The organism is Pseudarcicella hirudinis (assembly GCF_900115665.1).
Lineage (GTDB): Bacteria > Bacteroidota > Bacteroidia > Cytophagales > Spirosomataceae > Pseudarcicella > Pseudarcicella hirudinis.
The window spans coordinates 20,194-40,339 of record NZ_FOXH01000017.1 but is presented as its reverse complement, the minus strand read 5'-3'; the positions used below and the strand labels follow the sequence as shown (position 1 = coordinate 40,339).

General features: G+C 35.8%; 16 protein-coding genes. 10 read left to right on the top strand and 6 right to left on the bottom strand.

The features are described from left to right. Nucleotides 1-228 precede the first annotated feature (228 nt). Nucleotides 229-1,788, top strand: coding sequence for a type I restriction-modification system subunit M (locus tag BM179_RS21775; RefSeq protein WP_092019294.1), 1,560 nt, complete (start codon nt 229-231; stop codon nt 1,786-1,788). A gap of 38 nt (nt 1,789-1,826) precedes the next feature. Then, entirely contained in the window at nt 1,827-3,065 is a 1,239-nt protein-coding gene (locus tag BM179_RS21770; protein ID WP_092019293.1) for a restriction endonuclease subunit S, read from the top strand. Nucleotides 3,066-3,120: 55 nt separating this feature from the next. Here the strand turns inward: BM179_RS21770 and BM179_RS21765 are convergent, their stop codons facing one another. After that, a complete protein-coding gene (locus BM179_RS21765; protein WP_262503438.1) occupies nt 3,121-4,287 on the bottom strand; it encodes a restriction endonuclease subunit S in 1,167 nt (388 codons plus the stop codon). A 79-nt stretch (nt 4,288-4,366) separates the two neighbouring features. Between BM179_RS21765 and BM179_RS21760 the strand changes: the two genes are divergently transcribed. After that, a complete protein-coding gene (locus BM179_RS21760; protein WP_092019291.1) occupies nt 4,367-5,290 on the top strand; it encodes a tyrosine-type recombinase/integrase in 924 nt (307 codons plus the stop codon). Between the two features lie 102 nt (nt 5,291-5,392). Continuing rightward, nucleotides 5,393-8,260 (top strand): type I restriction endonuclease subunit R, encoded by a 2,868-nt coding sequence (locus BM179_RS21755; protein WP_092019290.1) that lies wholly within the window; start codon nt 5,393-5,395, stop codon nt 8,258-8,260. 148 nt (nt 8,261-8,408) lie between these two features. Here BM179_RS21755 and BM179_RS21750 read toward each other — a convergent pair whose 3' ends face one another. The 3 genes from BM179_RS21750 to BM179_RS21740 all read right to left on the bottom strand — a co-directional run bounded on the left by BM179_RS21750 (nt 8,409) and on the right by BM179_RS21740 (nt 11,912). Next, a complete protein-coding gene (locus BM179_RS21750) occupies nt 8,409-8,987 on the bottom strand; it encodes a DUF3347 domain-containing protein (protein WP_092019289.1) in 579 nt (192 codons plus the stop codon). Between the two features lie 27 nt (nt 8,988-9,014). Next, the gene (locus BM179_RS21745) at nt 9,015-11,342 is read right to left on the bottom strand and encodes a multicopper oxidase domain-containing protein (protein ID WP_092019288.1); all 2,328 of its coding nucleotides are present in this window, start codon (nt 11,340-11,342) and stop codon (nt 9,015-9,017) included. Between the two features lie 144 nt (nt 11,343-11,486). After that, nucleotides 11,487-11,912 carry an HYC_CC_PP family protein gene (locus BM179_RS21740; RefSeq protein WP_092019287.1) on the bottom strand — a complete coding sequence of 142 codons (426 nt, stop codon included), beginning with the start codon at nt 11,910-11,912 and terminating at the stop codon, nt 11,487-11,489. 254 nt (nt 11,913-12,166) lie between these two features. Here BM179_RS21740 and BM179_RS21735 point away from each other — a divergent pair, with 254 nt between their 5' ends. From BM179_RS21735 to BM179_RS21710, 6 genes are all read left to right on the top strand, one after another. Next, nucleotides 12,167-12,760, top strand: coding sequence for a bifunctional nuclease family protein (locus BM179_RS21735; RefSeq protein WP_092019286.1), 594 nt, complete (start codon nt 12,167-12,169; stop codon nt 12,758-12,760). A 167-nt stretch (nt 12,761-12,927) separates the two neighbouring features. After that, on the top strand, nt 12,928-13,809 hold the full coding sequence (locus BM179_RS21730) for a cell division protein FtsX (protein ID WP_092019370.1): 882 nt from the start codon (nt 12,928-12,930) through the stop codon (nt 13,807-13,809). 52 nt (nt 13,810-13,861) lie between these two features. After that, on the top strand, nt 13,862-14,068 hold the full coding sequence (locus tag BM179_RS21725; RefSeq protein ID WP_092019285.1) for a DUF3098 domain-containing protein: 207 nt from the start codon (nt 13,862-13,864) through the stop codon (nt 14,066-14,068). Nucleotides 14,069-14,144: 76 nt separating this feature from the next. Beyond that, the gene (locus BM179_RS21720) at nt 14,145-14,939 is read left to right on the top strand and encodes an undecaprenyl-diphosphate phosphatase (protein WP_092019284.1); all 795 of its coding nucleotides are present in this window, start codon (nt 14,145-14,147) and stop codon (nt 14,937-14,939) included. Nucleotides 14,940-15,122: 183 nt separating this feature from the next. After that, nucleotides 15,123-15,815 (top strand): tRNA pseudouridine(55) synthase TruB, encoded by a 693-nt coding sequence (gene truB, locus BM179_RS21715; RefSeq protein WP_092019283.1) that lies wholly within the window; start codon nt 15,123-15,125, stop codon nt 15,813-15,815. An 86-nt stretch (nt 15,816-15,901) separates the two neighbouring features. Beyond that, on the top strand, nt 15,902-16,828 hold the full coding sequence (locus BM179_RS21710) for a bifunctional riboflavin kinase/FAD synthetase (protein ID WP_092019282.1): 927 nt from the start codon (nt 15,902-15,904) through the stop codon (nt 16,826-16,828). A gap of 76 nt (nt 16,829-16,904) precedes the next feature. Here BM179_RS21710 and pheA read toward each other — a convergent pair whose 3' ends face one another. Both pheA and BM179_RS21700 read right to left on the bottom strand, forming a co-directional pair. Then, nucleotides 16,905-17,981 (bottom strand): prephenate dehydratase, encoded by a 1,077-nt coding sequence (pheA, locus tag BM179_RS21705; RefSeq protein WP_092019281.1) that lies wholly within the window; start codon nt 17,979-17,981, stop codon nt 16,905-16,907. A gap of 50 nt (nt 17,982-18,031) precedes the next feature. Beyond that, a complete protein-coding gene (locus tag BM179_RS21700) occupies nt 18,032-19,915 on the bottom strand; it encodes a DNA topoisomerase IV subunit B (RefSeq protein ID WP_092019280.1) in 1,884 nt (627 codons plus the stop codon). Between the last annotated feature and the right edge of the window lie 231 nt (nt 19,916-20,146).

Here is a 20,146-nt window from a genome sequence, read left to right as displayed (position 1 = left end):
TGGAATATTAACAAACATTACTTGTGTCGACTATGAGAGTCAAACAGTATGGAACGGCTCGTAGTTAGGTAGAAATTATTCATCCAATGTTTTCAGTGAATGAATAATAGCAATTAATTGGTTATGCGCCATTTTTATACTAAGTATAATGTTTAGAAGCTAAAAGTTTACTATTTTAGTCGATTCTTAGGGATTTAAAATCCCTAATCCAAATAACACTTATTTAAAATGTCTGAACAACAAAAGAAAATATTAGAGCAACAGCTCTGGAATATAGCTAACACACTACGAGGAAAAATGAATGCTGATGAATTCCGGGATTATATTTTGGGATTTATTTTTTATAAATATTTGTCTGAAAAAATGGAAATTGAAGCCAATTTCATTTTGGAAAAAGACAATATTCAATTCAGAGATATACAAGAGAATACACCTGAAGGCGAAGAGTTTATTGAAGTAATCAGAGAAGACCTTCTTGAAACATTAGGGTACTTTCTAAAACCTTCAGAACTGTTTAGTGAAATCGCTAAACGAGGGAATAGTGATTCTAATACCTTTATATTAGAAGATTTACAAAAAATCTTGACTAATATCCAATTAAGTACAATGGGTACCCAAAGTGAAGAAGACTTTGACAACCTTTTTGAGGACATGGATCTAAATAGTACAAAATTGGGTAAATCAGCGGAGGCACGAAATGCTATTATTGCAAAAGTATTAGTACACCTCAACGAAATAGATTTCAAACTAGAACATACTGAGCTTGATGTATTGGGGGATGCTTATGAATACCTGATTGGCCAGTTTGCTAGTGGTGCAGGCAAAAAAGCCGGAGAGTTCTACACGCCTCAGGAAGTTTCTAAAATACTGGCAAAAATTGTTACTACAGGTAAAAACAGACTAAAATCAGTCTATGATCCTACCTGTGGGTCGGGTTCATTATTGCTTCGCGTAGCCCGAGAGGTAAAAGATGTCAACAATTTCTATGGACAGGAAATGAATCGTACTACGTACAATCTTGCCCGGATGAATATGATTCTCCACGGAGTACATTACCTCAAATTTGACATCAAGCAGGAAGATACCCTGGAACATCCGCAACATTTGAATGATATGCCTTTTGAGGCTATTGTGGCAAATCCCCCGTTTTCAGCCAATTGGAGTGCAAATCCTTTATTCCTGAATGATGACCGCTTTAGTCAGTATGGCAAATTAGCACCGGCAAGTAAAGCAGATTTTGCATTTGTACAGCATATGATTTACCATCTGGCAGAGAATGGTACTATGGCGATTGTATTACCTCATGGGGTCTTGTTCAGAGGAGCGGCAGAATTACACATTCGCAGGTATCTTATCGAACAGAAAAATTATTTGGATGCTGTCATTGGTTTACCTGCCAATATCTTTTACGGCACCAGTATTCCAACTTGTATTTTAGTATTTAAAAAATGTAAGGAAGACCCAGACCATATTTTATTTATTGATGCCAGCAGGGAATTTGAAAAAGTAAAAAATCAAAATATGTTGCTAGAGGAACACATTGATAAGATTGTGGATACCTATCGTAACAGAACAGTGATTGAAAAATATAGTCATTTAGCTACGCTAGAAGAAGTAGCAGAGAATGATTATAACCTCAACATTCCCCGTTATGTAGATACATTTGAAGAACAGGACGAAATTGACATTCAAGCAGTGATGCAGGAAATCAAATCTTTGGAGTGCAAAAGAGCTCAATTAGATATTGAAATCGATGTATATTTCAAGGAATTAGGACTTGTTTTTTAATTTTTTATATCCTTAATGTTTTTACTAACGAAATTTAAATGAGCAAGATGGAGAATGAAAAATTAAAAGTAGGTAATGTCCCTAATTTACGATTTAAAGGGTTTGAGGAGGAGTGGGAAAGTAAGAAGTTGGGGGAGGTAGCAACTGTTTCTTCTGGAGGAACACCAAATAGAGCTATTGCATCATATTGGAATGGTAGTATTCCTTGGGTATCTACAGGTTTAATAAATTTTAACTTTATTAATAAAGTAGATGAATATATAACAGAAGAAGGTCTTGATAATTCATCAGCGAAACTATTTTCGCAAGGAACTTTGCTGATAGCAATGTATGGACAAGGGAAAACTAGAGGTAAAGTTGCAATGTTAAATATAGAAGCAACAACAAATCAAGCCTGTGGGGCGATAACAACTAATAAAAATATTCTCAATCCTCTTTTTGCTTTTCAAAATTTAACAAAAAGATATGATGAGATAAGAGATTTAAGCAATCAAGGAGGTCAAGAAAACTTAAGTGCTGGAATTATTAAAGGAATTGAAATTAATTTCCCGAAAATTCCTGAGCAACAAAAAATAGCATCATTCCTATCACTAATTGATGAGAGGATAACAACCCAAAACAAAATAATTGGAGAGCTGAACGTACTAAAAACTACTGTTGCCAAAAAGATATTTTCACAGCAATTGAGGTTTAAAGATGATGTTGGAAATGATTTTCAAGAATGGGAATGTAAGAACCTACAAGACGTATGTACAATAATTGGAGGAGGGACGCCAGAAACAAATAAAATTGAATATTGGAATGGAGACATACAATGGTTTACACCAACTGAAATAAAATCAAACTTTGTTTCTAAAAGCGAAAGAACTATTTCTATATCAGGATTAAAAAACTCCTCTGCAAAACTTTTGCCAAAAGGGACAATTCTTTTAACAACAAGGGCTACAATAGGCGAAGTAGCAATCTCACTTGAAGAATGTGCTACGAATCAAGGATTTCAATCTTTAGTTGTTAAAAAAAACTATAACAACGTATTTCTTTTCAATTGGCTAAAAGTGAATAAGTACGAATTGGAAAAACGAGTAAACGGTTCTACATTTCCTGAAATTAGTAAGTCAGAGATTGAAAAAATCGAAATTGTAACTCCTTGTTTAGAAGAACAAACAAAAATTGCTAATTTTCTTTCTTCAATTGACCAAAAAATCCAAACCGAAAAACAAATCTTAGAACTGCTTGAAAAGCAAAAAAAATACCTCTTACAGCAAATGTTTATTTAAAAAGCTTACCAGCAAGAAATGAAAAATATCATTTTCTTGCTGGTAACGGCAAATTTTAAACAAAAAGATTTTGTAATAAAAACTTTTTCTGCTGAATTAATTTGTTCAGGACACCTTGCTCTGTACTACTTTTTTGAGCTATACTATTCAACAATAAAGAAATTGTTTTTATTTGATTTTCATCTGAGGGTAAATAGATTTCTTTATTCAAAAAATTCTGATTGGTTATATTTATAGTATTTTTAGCTCCCTTCTGAATTAAGCTATGGAGATAATTATTTGTGTTTACTGGATTGGAAAAATAGTAATGTAAAATATTAGCTAAATAGAAGCTTTTAGGTTTATAAACTCCATATAGTGGCGAAACAGCAACCATTTCCTTTATAAAACTTTGCTTTATAATCCCGTATGGAAATTCTCCAGTAGGGCTTTTGGTGTAAACAATATCACCATAATGCACTACATTATAATTTGAAGTATCTTTTGAGGCAAAAGCTCTTCCCAAATATTCAATTTGGTTGATAACTCCTTTACTTACTGAAACGGAATGCACAGAATAACTTGCTTTGTTTAATTCCTTTCTTTCGATTATTATATCTTTTAAGTAATGTTTTGACCAACTACTATTTTTCTTTTCATTAAATAATTCTTGACATAGCCCTTTAATTAAGGTTTCTAATTGTTCAATTATTTTGTTTTGGGTTGTTATCCTCTCATCAATTAGTGATAGGAATGATGCTATTTTTTGTTGTTCGCCAAGATTTGGATAATGTATTTGAATATTTCCTAAATCTGTTGAGTTTATGGCAGGGTAACTCGTTCCTGTACATCTTTCAATAACCTTATCAACAAATTTCTGATTGTGTAAGTGTTGGAAAATAAACTGAGAATTCTGATTTGTTCTAATTTGTGCATATCCTGTTGATGCTACATATTCTCCTTCTTTATCAAAAAACAGATTGTTTTTTTGATACGGTCTAACCATTTGGAACAAAATATCATTTCTTACTAATACTCTTTGGGCTCTACTTGGAGCTTCATCCTTATAAATATAATCTTCTTTTAGTAAACGTCCATTAGCTACACTTTCTAAATCTATATAGATAAATAAGTTGGATAAGCTTTCATTTTTAGGGTTTATCTCACATACCTCTCCCAACCTTTTACTTTCCCACTCCTCCTCAAACCCTTTAAATCGTAAATTAGGGACATTAGGATTAATGACTTTAAATCCTCTATGCTGCAGATGAAATATCCTTAATTGTTTTCCTTTGCGCCTTTACAACTTTAATTAAGATAAAATGAACAAAAAACAGCTTTCAGAAGTAATTGGTCTATGGAAAACAGACAAAAAACAGTATGTAAAAAAATCAAGCTTTTCGGCTTATATGCTCTTGATTGAAAATCATTTACTGCCAACCTTTGGGGACAAATATTCAATTGATGAAGCTGATGTACAAAGCTTTGTATTCGAAAAACTGGGAACAGGTTTAAGCCATAAGACCATTAAAGACATTTTAATTGTGCTGAAAATGATTCTAAAATTCGGTGCAAAACATAAATGGCTCGATTATACACCTTTTGATATACAGTTTCCAACCGAACGTGAAAAGCATAATATAGAAGTGCTTACTCGAGCTGATCAGAAAAGAATAATGAACTATATACAGGAACATTTTACGTTTAGAAATTTAGGCGTTTACATTTGTTTAAGTGCTGGGATGCGTATAGGGGAGGTATGTGCCCTGACATGGGAAGACATCGATACTGATAACGGTATTATCAACGTTAACAGAACAATTCAACGTATATATGTTATAGAAGATGGAAATAAAAAAACCGAACTCATTCTGGATACGCCTAAAACTAAAAACTCTATTCGTGAAATTCCGATAAGCAAAGATTTACTAAGAATACTCAAACCCTTTAAAAAGATTGTTAATGCCTCATTCTTTGTTTTAACAAATGATGCCAAACCCACTGAGCCACGGACCTACCGCAGTTATTATAAAAATCTGATGAAAGAGCTCAATATGCCCGATCTTAAATTCCATGGATTAAGGCATAGCTTCGCAACCCGATGTATTGAAAGTAATTGCGATTACAAAACGGTGAGTGTATTGTTGGGTCATTCTAATATCAGTACCACACTAAACCTCTACGTTCACCCGAACATGGAGCAGAAAAAGAAAGCTATTGAACAGATGTTTAAGGCGTTGAGATAAGTTCTGAATTATGAATTAGGAGAAATGAAATAAGAATACTTTATTTTGTTACATTTGTTTGTAAATAAAACTAACACCATTAACTCCTAATTCATAATCACTTTGAGCAAGCAATCTGAACAAATTCTAGAAGAGCAACTTATTGTCCAATTACAAAAACTGGGTTATAAATATGTTACCATAGCTAATGAAACAGCGCTATTAATAAACCTTAAAACGCAACTGGAAAAACACAATAATGTACAATTTAGCAATAGTGAATTTGAAAAAGTATTAAACATCATCAATAAAGGTTCTGTATTTGAGAAAGCCAAAGTATTGCGGGAAAAGAAGCATCATATTATCAGAGATAATGGAGACAATCTATATTTTGAATTGCTGAATGTGGAACATTGGTGTCAGAATGAATATCAGGTAACCAATCAGATTACACAGCAGGGGAAATATGAAAATCGTTATGATGTTACGCTTTTGATTAATGGACTACCATTAGTTCAAATAGAACTGAAGCGAAGAGGCTTGGAAATGAAAGAAGCTTTTAATCAGATTAATCGTTATCAAAAGCACAGTTTCGGAGCAGGACAAGGACTGTTTCACTTTGTACAATTGTTCGTTATCAGTAATGGCGTCAATACCAAATACTTCAGTAATTTCGGTACGCATAAACAGGAGTATCTTCAAACTTTTCATTGGACGGACGAACAGAATAATCAGCTAAGCAATATTCTGAATGATTTTACAGATGCATTTTTAGAGCCATGTCACGTAAGCAAAATGATATGCAAATACATTGTGCTCAACGAAACTGACAAACGCCTGATGGTACTTCGTCCTTATCAATACTATGCGGTAGAGAGTATTATCAAAAAGGTAAAAGAAAATGAAATTTTGAACGGGTATAACGTCGAAAAAAACGGTTATATCTGGCATACAACAGGAAGTGGAAAAACTTTAACCAGTTTTAAAGCAAGCCAGATTTTATCCAGAATTCCAGCTATAAAAAAGGTGGTTTTTGTAGTAGATAGAAAGGACCTGGATTATCAGACCAATCAGGAGTATGATAAATTTAGTAAAGGTTCTGTAAGTTCAGCTACCAATACAGATGACCTTATCAGAAAATTCACAGATCCAAGCGTTCGGATCATCGTTACTACTATTCAAAAACTGAACAATGCTATTTCAGGCAGGAATTTGTTTAAAATGAAAGCTATTCAAGACGAACGAATGGTCTTTATTTTTGATGAATGCCATCGCTCACAGTTTGGCGAAACTCATAGCAATATTGTTAAATATTTCAATAATATTCAATTGTTTGGCTTCACAGGTACACCGATTTTAGCTGAAAATGCAAATGGTGAAAAAACAACAACAAGTCTTTTTGGAAAATGCCTGCATAAATATGTGATAACAGATGCTATTCGAGATGAAAACGTACTGAAATTCTCAGTAGAATATATACAAACTTTCAGGAAAAAAGAACATATTATTGATTTGGAAGTAGAACAAATCAATGAATTGGAAGTCTTTGAAGCACCGGAACGGAAAGAAGCTATTGTAGATTACATCATTCAATACCACAACTCAAAAACCCAGAACAAAAAATTCTGTGCAATGATGTGCACACAGGATATAGATTCTATTATTCAATACTATGAAATCTTCAGACGAAAGAAATTAAATGGTGAACATAATCTGAAAATAACTACAATTTTCAGCTTCGCTCAAAACGAAGATGAAATAGAAGAACAGATTATACCTCAGCTTAATATGGCGGCTGAACCTCAGATAGAATACGGATATAAACCCCATCGCAGAGAATTATTAGAAAATTATGTAGAGGATTTCAATAACTTATTTGGTGAAAAGCAAAATATTAAAGACACAGAAGGTTTTTATAATTATTACAATGCTGTAGCAAAAAAATCTAAGCAAAACGAGACCGATATTCTTTTGGTCGCCAATATGTTTTTGACGGGATTTGATAGTAAGTTTCTGAATACGTTGTATGTTGATAAAAATCTGCAATATCATGGACTGATACAAGCTTTTAGTAGAACTAATCGCATTTTAGATAAGAATAAGACACAGGGAAATATTGTGTGCTTTCGAAATCTGAAAGATAAAACAGACGAAGCAATTGCATTGTTCAGTAACAAAGAAGCCATTGATGAAATTATTGTAGAGCCTTATGAAGTCTATGTAGAAAAATTCAATGAAGCAACACAAAAGTTATTAGAAATAGTTTCAAAAGTAGAGGATGTAGATGGTTTATACACAGAAGAAGACCAATTGGAGTTTATCTTAGCTTTTCGTGCTTTAATGCGCTTACAAAAAAAAATGAGCCATTATACCGAATTTACCTGGGATGATTTGAAAATAGATAAAGATTTGTTCGATGGATATAGCAGCAAATATCAAGATTTAAAAGATTCGATTAACCTTAAAAGTGATGTGCAGAAAACATCTATTCTGAACGATATAGATTTTGAGTTGGAATTGATACGACGTGATACTATCAATGTTACTTACATTCTTCAGTTACTGATTAAATTCAAATCAAAACACAGTGAGAAAGATAAAGAAAGTATTGAAAAAGAGATTTTCAATTTATTGAACACAGAAGTTTCATTAAGAAGTAAAAGAGAATTAATTGAGAAATTTATTCAGGAAAGTCTGCCACAAATTAAAGATACTGATACAATTCCTGATGAATTTGAAAAATTCTGGAATATAGAACAGGAAAATGCATTGCAAGAATTGGTTAAAACTGAGAATCTTTACGAAGAACAAACAAAAAGTTTAATCGATAATTATCTTTTTACCGAGCGTAAACCTTTAAAAAAAGATATTTTAGCACTTCGATTAGAAGGAAGACCCAAACTATCAGAATCTCAAGAAACCAGTGGACGAATCTTAAATAAGATTTTAGGATTTGTAGATACTTTTTTTGATGGTATATATGGGAGTTAATATTGTTTAAATAAGTATTGAGGCAACAATCGTTGATTTACAGTCAACGAATCTAAAAACTATATAGAAGACAATAATAAGGAAATCAACAAAGAAGGCTGTCCTATGCATTAGAGACAGCCTTCTTTGTTTTCTTACAGAATGTATTCTACAACGCCTCCTTTACAGAACCGCATTTCAGCATTTTGTTTCCGAAATAGGGATTGGCAATTTCTTTCTGCTCACTTACCCAATAGCCTCCTTTGTTATTAAATGCCATCGGACAGTAATCATAATAAACCGGGCTTGCATTTGCCTTAAAAACTTTGACCAATTGGAACATGTTTTTGGAAAGATCTGCAAAATGGTCTTTCTGATGTGCCACGTCCTCAGTTTCACTGATATGCTCTGCATCAAAAGCCAGCTCTTTACTTAGTTTTGCATATACCTGCTGCTGTTCCGCATTCAGTTTACTGCTTTCGATGGACTTCAATAATTGACTTAATGCTTTTGCTTTTTGTTTGGCCAGTTTACCATCAGTTGCAACCAAGGCATTTTTTACTTCAAAGTAAGATTGTAAAGCCTTGTCAATCTGTTCTCTGACAGCATTGTCCACTTTCCCCAAATCTTTGATTTCACGCTGAGTTTCTGCTTTTTGATGAGCGGAAGCATGGTGATCATGTTGACTGAAAGCCAGATTTGATAAAGAAATAAATACTATCGAGGCTGCAATTTTTAACGTTTTCATGTTTGTAAATCGGGGTTTATGTTAAAATTAGAATTTAAATGACAGACCGCCGCCAAAAGTGTTGTAACGGGTGTCGTAATTGGTAAAAAGAGAAGTATTTTTTGTCAGGACATAGTCGAGCCCAACGTGCACACGTGTGTAACCCTGAATAAGCCATTGGTATTCAAGTTCTAATCCAAGCTTGCGGGTTAATCTTTGCTGACCAGAGAGTTGAAATCTTACATTTCCTTTGGCATCAAGTTTTACTTCAGAATCGATCAGGAAAGGTAACAGATACCGAAACCCGATTACAGGCCGGATAATTCTGACATTATTGTCAACTCCAATTTCTGATTTTCTCAAAAACAACTCATTTCCGGCATCTAGCCCGCCGAAAACCCTGAAATATTGACTTAGATATCTTTCATAATCAATATCAAACTCATAATCTCCTTTCCAGTTGGCATCCCCGCCTATGATAAAAGCGTTTTTATTGTTTGACAAAGTGAGATTAAGGTAATTACTGGTTACTCCAATATTGGCCGTTCCCCAAAAGAAGAGCTTATTGTCGTTCATTGTTTTGAGGTGTTTATGATGATTTTCTGCCATGTCCGGATCCGGCTCATCACCTTCGTAGCTAACTACTCTGGCCATTCCGCTATCCATATGATAAAGTAAATGGCAATGAAACATCCAGTCTTTTTCATCATCAGCGAGAAACTCAATCGTTTGGGTTTCCATCGGAGCAAGGCTGATGGTATGTTTTAAAGGAGAATATTCACCTTGTCCGTTCAAAACCCTGAAAAAATGCCCGTGAAGGTGAATAGGGTGGTACATCATGGTGGTATTAATCAGGGTAAACCGGACAACTTCTCCTCTCCGGATTTTAATTTTATCTTCAACGGACATAGGTTTTCCATTAAATCCCCAGATATATCTTCGCATATCACCGGTAAGCTTTAAAGGAATCGTCTGTACTTTCCGGTCTTTTGGAAACACAATCGCTTCGGTTGATTTCAGTATACCATAATCCGAATTATTTAATGAATCTAAACCATGGTTCATAGAATGATTGACCGGAGCAGCAGGCTCATGAGTCATGCTCATCTGATGCCCTTCATGTTCGTTCATATCCATGTGTTTCATATCCATATTGCTCATGGCTTTGGTCATCCGGTATAAATCAGGTGCAGGGATTTTGGAAGTAGGTACATTATTACCTTTTCCAAGGAAAACGGAAGCAAATCCGGAACCGTCCTGTGCTGTTGCCCGGAACTCATAAGAATCGTTTTCAGGAATTGTAATCAGGAAATCGTAGGTTTCGGCCATTCCCATTAATCGGTGAGTGGTTTTTACGGGTTGTACATCCACGCCGTCTGCGGCAATTAGTGTCATTGGATTTCCTGCATATGTTACATGGAAATAGGTTGATGCTGAGGCATTAATTACTCTTAACCGTACTTTCTCCCCAGGTTTTAAATCTTCGATTTTATCAGTTTTTTTCCCGTTTATCAGAAAGGCATCGTAGGCAATATCTGAAATATCCATAGGGGGCATTCGGGTGGAAGATTGTTTCAGATAGGCTCCTAAAGCCTTATTTTTCAGGATTCTGTCAAGACTCTGGATATTGTTTTTCCGGATAGAATACCATTCATTCCTGCGTTTCAGATTCCTCAGCACATTGTCAGGATTTTCATTTGTCCAGTCCGATAGAACTAAGACAAGATCTTTATCCACAGGATGATTGACTTTTTGAGGCTGAATAGCAATTGAGCCATAAACACCTCGCTGTTCCTGAAAAGCAGTATGAGAATGGTACCAGTAGGTCCCGGACTGTACAATTGGAAATTCGAAAGTATGGGTTGTTCCGGCCAGAATAGGAGGAGTATTAAGGTATGAAACACCGTCCTGTCGGTTTGGAAGAAGTATTCCATGCCAGTGAATAGATGTTTCTGTGTTGAGTTGATTATGAACTCTGATTACTGCAATATCTCCCTCAGTGAATTGTAAAGTCGGCCCGGGAATCCCACCGTTTAGGGTTACTGATTTTATGGTTTTTCCGGTGAAATTTACCTCCTGTTCGCTGACATAAATATCATATTCTACTCTTTTTCCGGTAGGTTTTACGAATTTCTCAGCAAAAGGTCTCGAAAGCGGTAGGGTAGAGACCATTTTTTCGTCTACAGGTTTTTGCATCATCATTTTTGAATGATCGTGCTTCATTGTTCCGGCAGAATCTCCGGGCATTTTCATCCCTTCCGGCATGGCTGATTCCGTTTTCTTTTCAGCATTTGAGGGCTGATGATGGTGTTCATGCTGGGCAAATACAGTAGTAATGCTCAAAAAAGAACATAGTATGATTAGCAAGTTTTTCATGTTGATTTATCATAATAAGCAGGATTTTAAAAACGCTGCTGTTAATTAAAACATTAGAAATGTGCATTCCGGTGTAATGGAATTACAGCACTTTCGACAGTAATAAAAAGGCTTAATACTGTCTGATCTGTTTAAATTTTACGGCTAAATCAAAAAGGTCTGAATAAAGATCAGCAGATCTTTACCAGCCAGAATCGGAATCTTATTGGTGGGAGAAGTAAGGGATGAATTATAATGATTTATAGAAAGATAAATAGGGGAATTGATACATAATTCCTTAATTTCATGGAAATCCGGAGATTGGAGAATTAATTTATTATTAGAATTATTGGCAGAATTAACGGAAATTCTGGCATAACTCGAAAAATCCTGACAACACTTTGTCTGGTTAAAACCAGCTTTACAGCTTTTCTCTTTCAGATTGGAATGACAGGTTTCAGGCTTAGAGAACAAGTACGTCGTATCACCCGAAATACGGCACATATGCTCTGTTATTACAAATCCTGTACTTGCTATAAGTACCTGAATTGCGATAAAAAGAGACAATATGCGAAGAAACAGCGTTTTCATAAGACTGATTTACCGGATACAAAGGTCGGCATTAATTACAGAGATTATGCTTATATTTTTTTCATAGAATGTTATAAAATTTTCTGAAACAGGTTTCTGAGACAGTCATTTGTTTCTGGTATTCATTGATTTTTGAAAGTTTTGCTCCGTTTATCAAAAACATTTATTTCTGACAGTTTTTTAGAAGGGAAGAATAAAAACTTTTTTTAAAAAAAGTAGGTTTATATCTTTGCAGGAAAAGAAAAAAACAAAAAGTGGAGAAAATTAAATTAGAAATTCTGGGACTTTCACCAAGTTCATCACAAACAGGATCTTTTGCTTTGGTCTTAGGAGAAGAATATGGTAATCGTCGTTTACCTATTATCATCGGGATGTTTGAAGCGCAGGCTATAGCAATTGAAATTGAAAAAATTGAGCCTAACCGTCCGATGACACATGATTTATTTAAATCATTTGCCAAAACATTCCATTATACAATTACTGAAATTGTAATTACTGATATCAGGGAAGGAGTCTTTTTTGCTAAAATTCACTGTTCTGATGGCTTAAAGGATACCTCAATAGATGCCCGTCCGTCAGATGCCATAGCCATAGGATTAAGATTTAATGTACCGATTTATACCTATGAAAGTGTATTGTCGGAAGCAGGAATTTCAATTAATGAAACTGCTGAGACCCAGGAAACCAATGATGAATTTGAAGAAGATCTGGTTCCGCCTAAGTCTTTAAGCGAAGCTTTAAAAGAAAATCCGGTAGATGAATTAAATAAGATGCTGAAAGAAGCACTGGAAAATGAGGAGTATGAAAAAGCAGCAAAAATCCGGGATGAACTCGAAAGAAGAAATTAAAAGATGAAAGGCACGTTATGTAACGTGTCTTTTTTGTTAAAAAGCGTTAAATGGTTTAGCATTTTATGTCCTTTCCGATAAAAATTTAAATAAAATCGTATTTTTGCATCAGTCAATAACCGCTTACAGCCATATTGGCGACTTATCTTCTTCGAAAACCGGATAAAATGGCAAAACCTAAAAGACTTGGCAATTCGCCCAATGGAATGGTTATCGTGAGTCTCACGATTGCACTTTTTCTAATCGGACTTTGCGGCTTATTAACGCTCAATGCCCGAAAATTGACGGGACTTGTGAAGCAAAATGTTGAGATCCAGGTATATCTTGAAAATGGACTGACTTCTGCGAAACTGGATTCGATTTTTAAACAGGTTGCCAAAAACGATTTTGTACTGGTTGAGAATAATTCTCCCCAGATTAATTTTACCTCCAAAGAGGTGGCTGCCCGGGATTTTATCAAGGAGTCGGGAGAAGATTTCAGGAAACTTCTGGGAAATAATAACCCCCTGCATGATTTGTATTCTGTGAAAGTGAAAGAAGAATACTTTTCGGAAAAAAACCTGAAAAATATCAAAAACCAACTTGAGAAAATTTCAGGAGTTCATGAAGTGGGATATGTTGAAAATTTCGTGGATGAAGTAAACAGAAACATTTCCAAGATATATATGGTCCTTTCGGTTTTTGTAGGACTTCTGTTATTTATCATCATAATTCTGGTTAATAACACGATCAAACTTTCACTTTATTCACAAAGAATGCTGATCAGAAGTATGCAATTGGTTGGAGCTACAAATGGATTTATCAGAAAACCATTTGTCATAAAAGGTGCCATTCAAGGACTGATAAGTGGATTTATTGCCTGTGCTTTACTTTTTGCTTCCCAACAGTTTGCCGTGTATAAAGTTGCGGAACTGGCTGTTTTGCAGGAACCCGTAAAAATGCTGATGCTCACAGGTGTGGTATTGATTTTAGGACTTTTAATCGGAGTGGTAAGTACATTCCAGTCTGTAGATCGCTACCTGAGATTGTCGTTGGATGATCTTCACTGATTAAGTTATAACATTGATTCTTTTAAAAATATTTAATATTAAATTTTCAAACATGTCTGAGAAACAGAAACTTCCATTTGGCAAGAGCAATTATACCATGATGCTTATCGGAATTGCGATAATATTTGTCGGCTTTTTTATTATGACACTTGATAAAGAAGAATTTGGTTTTGGATTTTTGGGGCTAACATTAGGACCAATCGTAGTAATGGGCGGGTTTGTTTTTGAGTTTTTTGCTATTCTGAAGAAAAGTGAGTAATTATTGAAATTTGGTTTCTACATTTGACCTGAATTTCTGAAAATCTATCACACTACTTTTATTTCTGTATAAGTTAATGAACTTTATTCAAGCCATTATCCTAGCGATCATTGAAGGAATTACTGAGTTTTTACCGATTTCTTCAACAGGTCATATGATTTTATATTCCTCTTTTGCAGGCATTGCCTCTGATCCGTTTGTAAAACTCTTCACAGTTGCTATTCAGCTAGGTGCCATACTTTCGGTAGTTGTACTTTATTTCAGGAGATTTTTCCGTTCGATCAGCTTTTATATAAAACTGGTTGTCGCTTTTATTCCTGCTGCCATTTTCGGCGTGCTTTTCAGTGATAAAATTGATGCTCTCCTTGAAAGTCCGGTGGGAGTAGCGATCTCCTTGCTGGTAGGAGGAATTTTACTGCTGTTTGTAGATGGCTGGTTTAAAAAGGTAAGAATAGATGATTCTGATGAGATTGACTTTCTGACGGCTTTAAAAATAGGTTTCTTTCAATGTATCGCCATGATTCCTGGTGTTTCCCGTTCCGGTGCCACAATTGTAGGAGGAATGAGCCAGAAACTGAGCAGAAAAGCGGCCGCTGAATTTTCATTTTTCCTGGCTGTCCCGACTATGTTTGCTGCAACAGCAAAGAAATTGCTGGATTTTTACAAAGACGGAGGAAGCCTTACCGGAGAGCAGATTCAATTGCTGGCAGTTGGTAATGTAGTAGCCTTTATTGTAGCCATGCTTGCGATAAAATTCTTTATCGATTTTCTTACCAAATACGGTTTTAAGGTTTTTGGTATTTACAGAATCGTCGTAGGAATTATCATTTTAATTCTTTTGGTAAGTGGCTTTAAACTGGAAATAGTTTAGCGCTAAAAGATCAGGAAACTTTTGAAAGTTGAACACAGTTTAAACTATGAAAGTAAGTCTGAAATAAGGTTTCAATTCCCGTAATTTTCTGAGAGAAATCCGGGGTTTTTAATACATTTTCAACCTCACTGGTTTTATAACCTGTGAGGTTTTCATTTTTGGAAAAACAGATTTTTTAGTTGTATGGCAGAGGAAAAGAATCAGCCCGTTCAGGATCCGGGAGAAGTGATTTTAATTGATAAACCCCTGAGATGGACATCTTTTGATGTGGTGAAAAAGTTGAAATTTGCCGGAAAATTTAAGAAAATAGGCCATGCAGGAACACTTGATCCTTTGGCCACAGGCCTTCTTATACTTTGCACCGGAAAAATGACTAAGCAGATAGATAGCTATCAGGCTCAGGAAAAGGAATATTCAGGTATACTGGTATTGGGTAAAACAACACCATCTATTGATCTGGAAACGGAATTTGATGCTGAGTATCCGATAGACCATATCACTGAAACAGAACTGAATGAGGCGATAGCGAAACTTTCGGGTGTAATTACCCAGATTCCGCCGATTTATTCGGCTGTTTCAGTAGGAGGAAAGCGATTGTATGAAATGGCCAGAAAAGGACTTACAGAAGCTGATGTTGAAATAAAATCAAGAGAAGTTGAAATCAGAGCATTTGAAATAAATACTGAGAGGTTTCCGGAGATAGACTTTAAAATCGTTTGTACCAAAGGTACTTATATCCGCAGTCTGGTGCGTGATTTTGGCCTTTCTCTTAATTCGGGAGCATATTTAAAAGTATTGAGAAGAGAAAGAATCGGAGAATTTCATGTGAAAAATGCATTGACGGTAGAGCAGTTTGTGGAGGCCAGAAAAGTGTAGCAGGTTGGCCTTTTCGTGCCGATCTTTGCTTAAATTTGTTAATTTTACGGAAAATCACTCTTTTGAAAAGAGTAGAAATACAGATAATGATTGTATCACACGGAATTCAGGAATTTCAAAAATTAGAGAATGCGGTAGTTACCAGCGGAACTTTTGACGGAGTTCACCTGGGGCACCAGAAAATACTTAAGCGTCTTAAAGAAGTAGCAGATCAGAATGGTGGTGAATCGGTTGTTATTACCTTTTACCCGCATCCGCGTTCGGTGATTGCCTCAGAAGCACAGACTGTTAAATTACTTTCTACCCTGGAAGAGAAAATAGCACTGCTTGAACAGAACGGGGTAAATCATTTACTTATTATTCCTTTTACCAGAGAGTTTTCGGAGCTTACTTCAGAAGAATTTATCCAGAAAATTCTGATAGACAGTATCGGTACTAAAAAGCTGGTTATCGGATATGACCACAGATTTGGAAGAAATCGTGAAGGAGGATTTGAGTACCTGGAAAAAAACGCAGGTAAATACGGATTCAAAATCGAGGAGATTTCCCGTCAGGACATTGAAAATGTAGGTGTCAGTTCTTCTAAAATCAGAAAGGCTCTCAGCGAGGGAGATGTCAGGACTGCGGAACATTTTTTAGGAAGGAAATATGCCATTTCAGGACTGGTAGTGAAGGGTAAGCAATTGGGAAGAACAATTGGTTTCCCTACTGCGAATGTGCAGGTAAGGGAAATTTCCAAGTTAATTCCTGCAGATGGGGTTTATGCAGTAAAAGTAATTTATAATGAGCAGTCTTTCGGAGGAATGCTGAACATTGGTAACCGTCCGACTGTAGATGGTACTTTTCAAACCATTGAAGTAAATATTTTTGATTTCAACCAGGATATTTACGGAGAAAACCTGACCATTGAATTTGTTCAGAAAGTGAGAAATGAGCAGAAATTCAATGGATTGGAGGCACTGAAAGAACAAATCAATAAAGATAAAGAGCTCATTAAGGAAATTCTTAATTAAGTAAAAGAGCTGCAAAAAGAGCGGGCTGATTTTGTTTTGACACAGAATCAGCCCGCTCTTTTTAATCAGGTTTCGGTTAAATAGTTTTTACATAACTTCCTAACCATTTAATATCTCCGGCATGTTTTTCCATAATGGTCCGGACATTTTCGTCCATGAAATAACCATCAAATTCCATCAGAAACCAGAAATGGAATTTATCTCCCTCTTTAGCCGGGCGGCTTTCAATTTTAATTAAATTAATGCCCTGACTTTCAAAGTCCTGCAAAAATCTAACCAGGGTTCCCGGTTTTCCGTCATCAGTAAGTTTTACGATGATCGTGGTTTTATCATTTCCGCTTCTCTGGTTTACAAAATCTTTACCGATAATAAAGAAACGTGTTCTGTTCTGGGCGGAATCCTGAATATTGTCAAACAGAATAGGTACACCAAAAAGCTTTGCTGCAATATGCGAACAAATAGCAGCAGCTTTCGGATCCTGTTCAGCTAATTTAGCCGCTTTGGAAGTAGAATCAACCTGAATGAAAAACTCCTCGTCTTTTCCTCCGAAATAATCATTCAGGAACTTTTCACATTGTCCGAAAGCAATGTCTTTTGAATAAATTCTTGTAATCTCTGAAAGTTTCTCAGCTTTTGTTGCGAAAGTAAAATGTACCGGAATCGCCACTTCAGATACAATTTTGAGATCTGACTCATTCAGAAAGTCGATTGTTTCTTTCACAATACCTTCCTGGTTATTTTCAATAGGCACGACCCCGAATCTGGCACGGCCCGTATCAACACTTTCAAAAACCGATCTTATGCTGGGTAAAGCCAGGTAGTCGGACATTGCGCCAAATCTGCTTTCAGCAGCCTGATGCGTAAAACTTCCTTCAGGTCCTAAATAGGCAATTCTCTCAGGAAGCTCCAGATTTCTCGAAACGGCAAAAACCTCAAGATAAATGGCTTCAATGGCCGAGCGACTCATTAAGCCTTTGCTAAGCTCTGCCAGCCTGTCAATAATTTGTTTTTCTCTTTCAGGGCGATAAATAACAGTGTTGGTTGTTTTTTTGAGTTCCCCAACATGTTTGACAACCTCCATTCTTTGGTTGAGAATGTTCAGTAACTGATCATCCAAAGAATCAATCTGTTTGCGTAAATCTTCTAAAGTCACTTATTTTTTAAACGTTTTGGATTTTGGCCGGGCCATTATCGGGATAAAAACTAAACTTTTAATAATACATCTTCCATGTCTTTTTCAATGACAAGGTTTTCAATAATAAACCTCTGACGTTCAGGCGTATTTTTGCCCATAAAGTAAGTCAGTATTTTAGGAATAGTCGTGTCTTTTTCAAGAATTACAGGTTCCAGACGGATATTGTCTCCGATGAATTTTCCAAACTCATCAGGAGAGATTTCTCCCAAACCTTTAAATCGGGTAATTTCCGGTTTTGGCCCTAATTTTTCAATAGCCTCTTTTCTTTCTTCGTCAGTGTAGCAGTAACGGGTTTCTTTTTTATTTCTTACCCTGAACAAAGGCGTTTCAAGAATATACAAGTGGCCGTTTCTCACCAGATCCGGAAAGAATTGAAGGAAAAATGTCATCATCAGCAGGCGGATGTGCATTCCGTCCACGTCGGCATCTGTTGCAATTACAATTTTATTATATCGCAGAGATTCCAGACCATCTTCAATATTCAGGGCATGCTGGAGGAGGTTAAATTCCTCATTTTCATACACAATCTTTTTAGTAAGTCCGAAACAGTTCAGCGGTTTACCTCTTAAGCTGAAAACGGCCTGAGTCTGCACATTTCTTGATTTGGTAATTGATCCGCTCGCAGAATCCCCTTCCGTAATGAACAAAGTGGAATCGTAGCGGCCGTCATTTTTTTCATCATCAAGATGTACCCGGCAGTCTCTTAGCTTTTTATTATGAAGATTTGCCTTTTTTGCCCTTTCATTGGCAAGTTTTTTAATTCCGGCAATATCTTTTCTTTCCCTTTCCGACTGAAGAATCCTTTTTAGCAAAGCATCGGCAGTTGAAGGGTTTTTATGCAGAAAATTGTCGAGGGTAGTTTTGACAAAATCTCCGATGAATGAGCGAACTGTTTGAGAGTTCGTATCCGGCGACATGTTATTTGAACCTAACTTTGTTTTGGTCTGAGATTCAAAAACAGGTTCCTGAACCCTGATAACAATAGCTCCCACAATACTGGCACGCACATCTGAAGGGTCGAAATCTTTCTTATAAAATTCCCGGAGTGTTCTGACCAAAGCTTCTCTGAAAGCAGCCAGGTGAGTTCCTCCCTGTGTGGTATTCTGACCGTTTACAAAAGAATAATATTCCTCTCCATATTGATTAGCATGTGTTATAGCCAGTTCAATATCATTTCCTTTCAAATGAATGATAGGATAACGGATTTCATCTTCATTCGTTTTTTTACGCAAAAGATCAAGAAGACCATTCTGAGAAAAATACTTCTGACCGTTAAAATTAATTGTCAGACCCGCATTCAGATAGGCATAATTCCAGATTTGCGATTCCAGAAACTGAGGAATAAAGTGATAATTCTTGAAAATGGTATTATCAGGCTCAAAAAGAATATGTGTTCCGCTCCGGTTAGTACTTTCAGAGTTATCCGGAGATTCAACCAGTAATTCACCTTTTGAAAACTCTGCCCATTTTGTTTTACCATCTCTGAAAGACTGTACCTTGAAATAGGAAGAAAGAGCATTAGTCGCTTTGGTACCCACACCATTAAGACCTACTGATTTCTGAAAGGCTCCTGAGTCATATTTACCACCGGTATTAATTTTTGAAACACAGTCGATTACCTTACCCAAAGGGATCCCTCTGCCATAATCTCTTACCTCAACCCGATGATCTGAAATCTTAATTTCAATGGTTTTTCCATGACCCATCATATGTTCATCGATAGAGTTATCGACGATTTCTTTCACTAAAACATATATACCGTCATCAGCTGAAGAACCGTCTCCTAACTTTCCGATATACATACCCGGACGCAGACGGATATGCTCTTTCCAGTCCAGCGATTTGATACTATCCTCGGTGTATTGAACGGGATTATTGGATGATTCTGCCATAGAAAATTGAATGTAAAATTGAACTAACTAACAAAAATACAAAAAAACGCAGTTTTTGGACACTTGCAAAACATTTAAAAATAATAGTTACTTTTCAGGGTACTCCCGGGATCAGAAACAAGTCTGTAATCAGAAAGAATAAAGATGGAATTAAAGCCTTTCTAAATGTAAAAATTACAATAATCTCTTTACCGCTTAGTAATTTATATAGGGAACGGTCGTTATAAATAG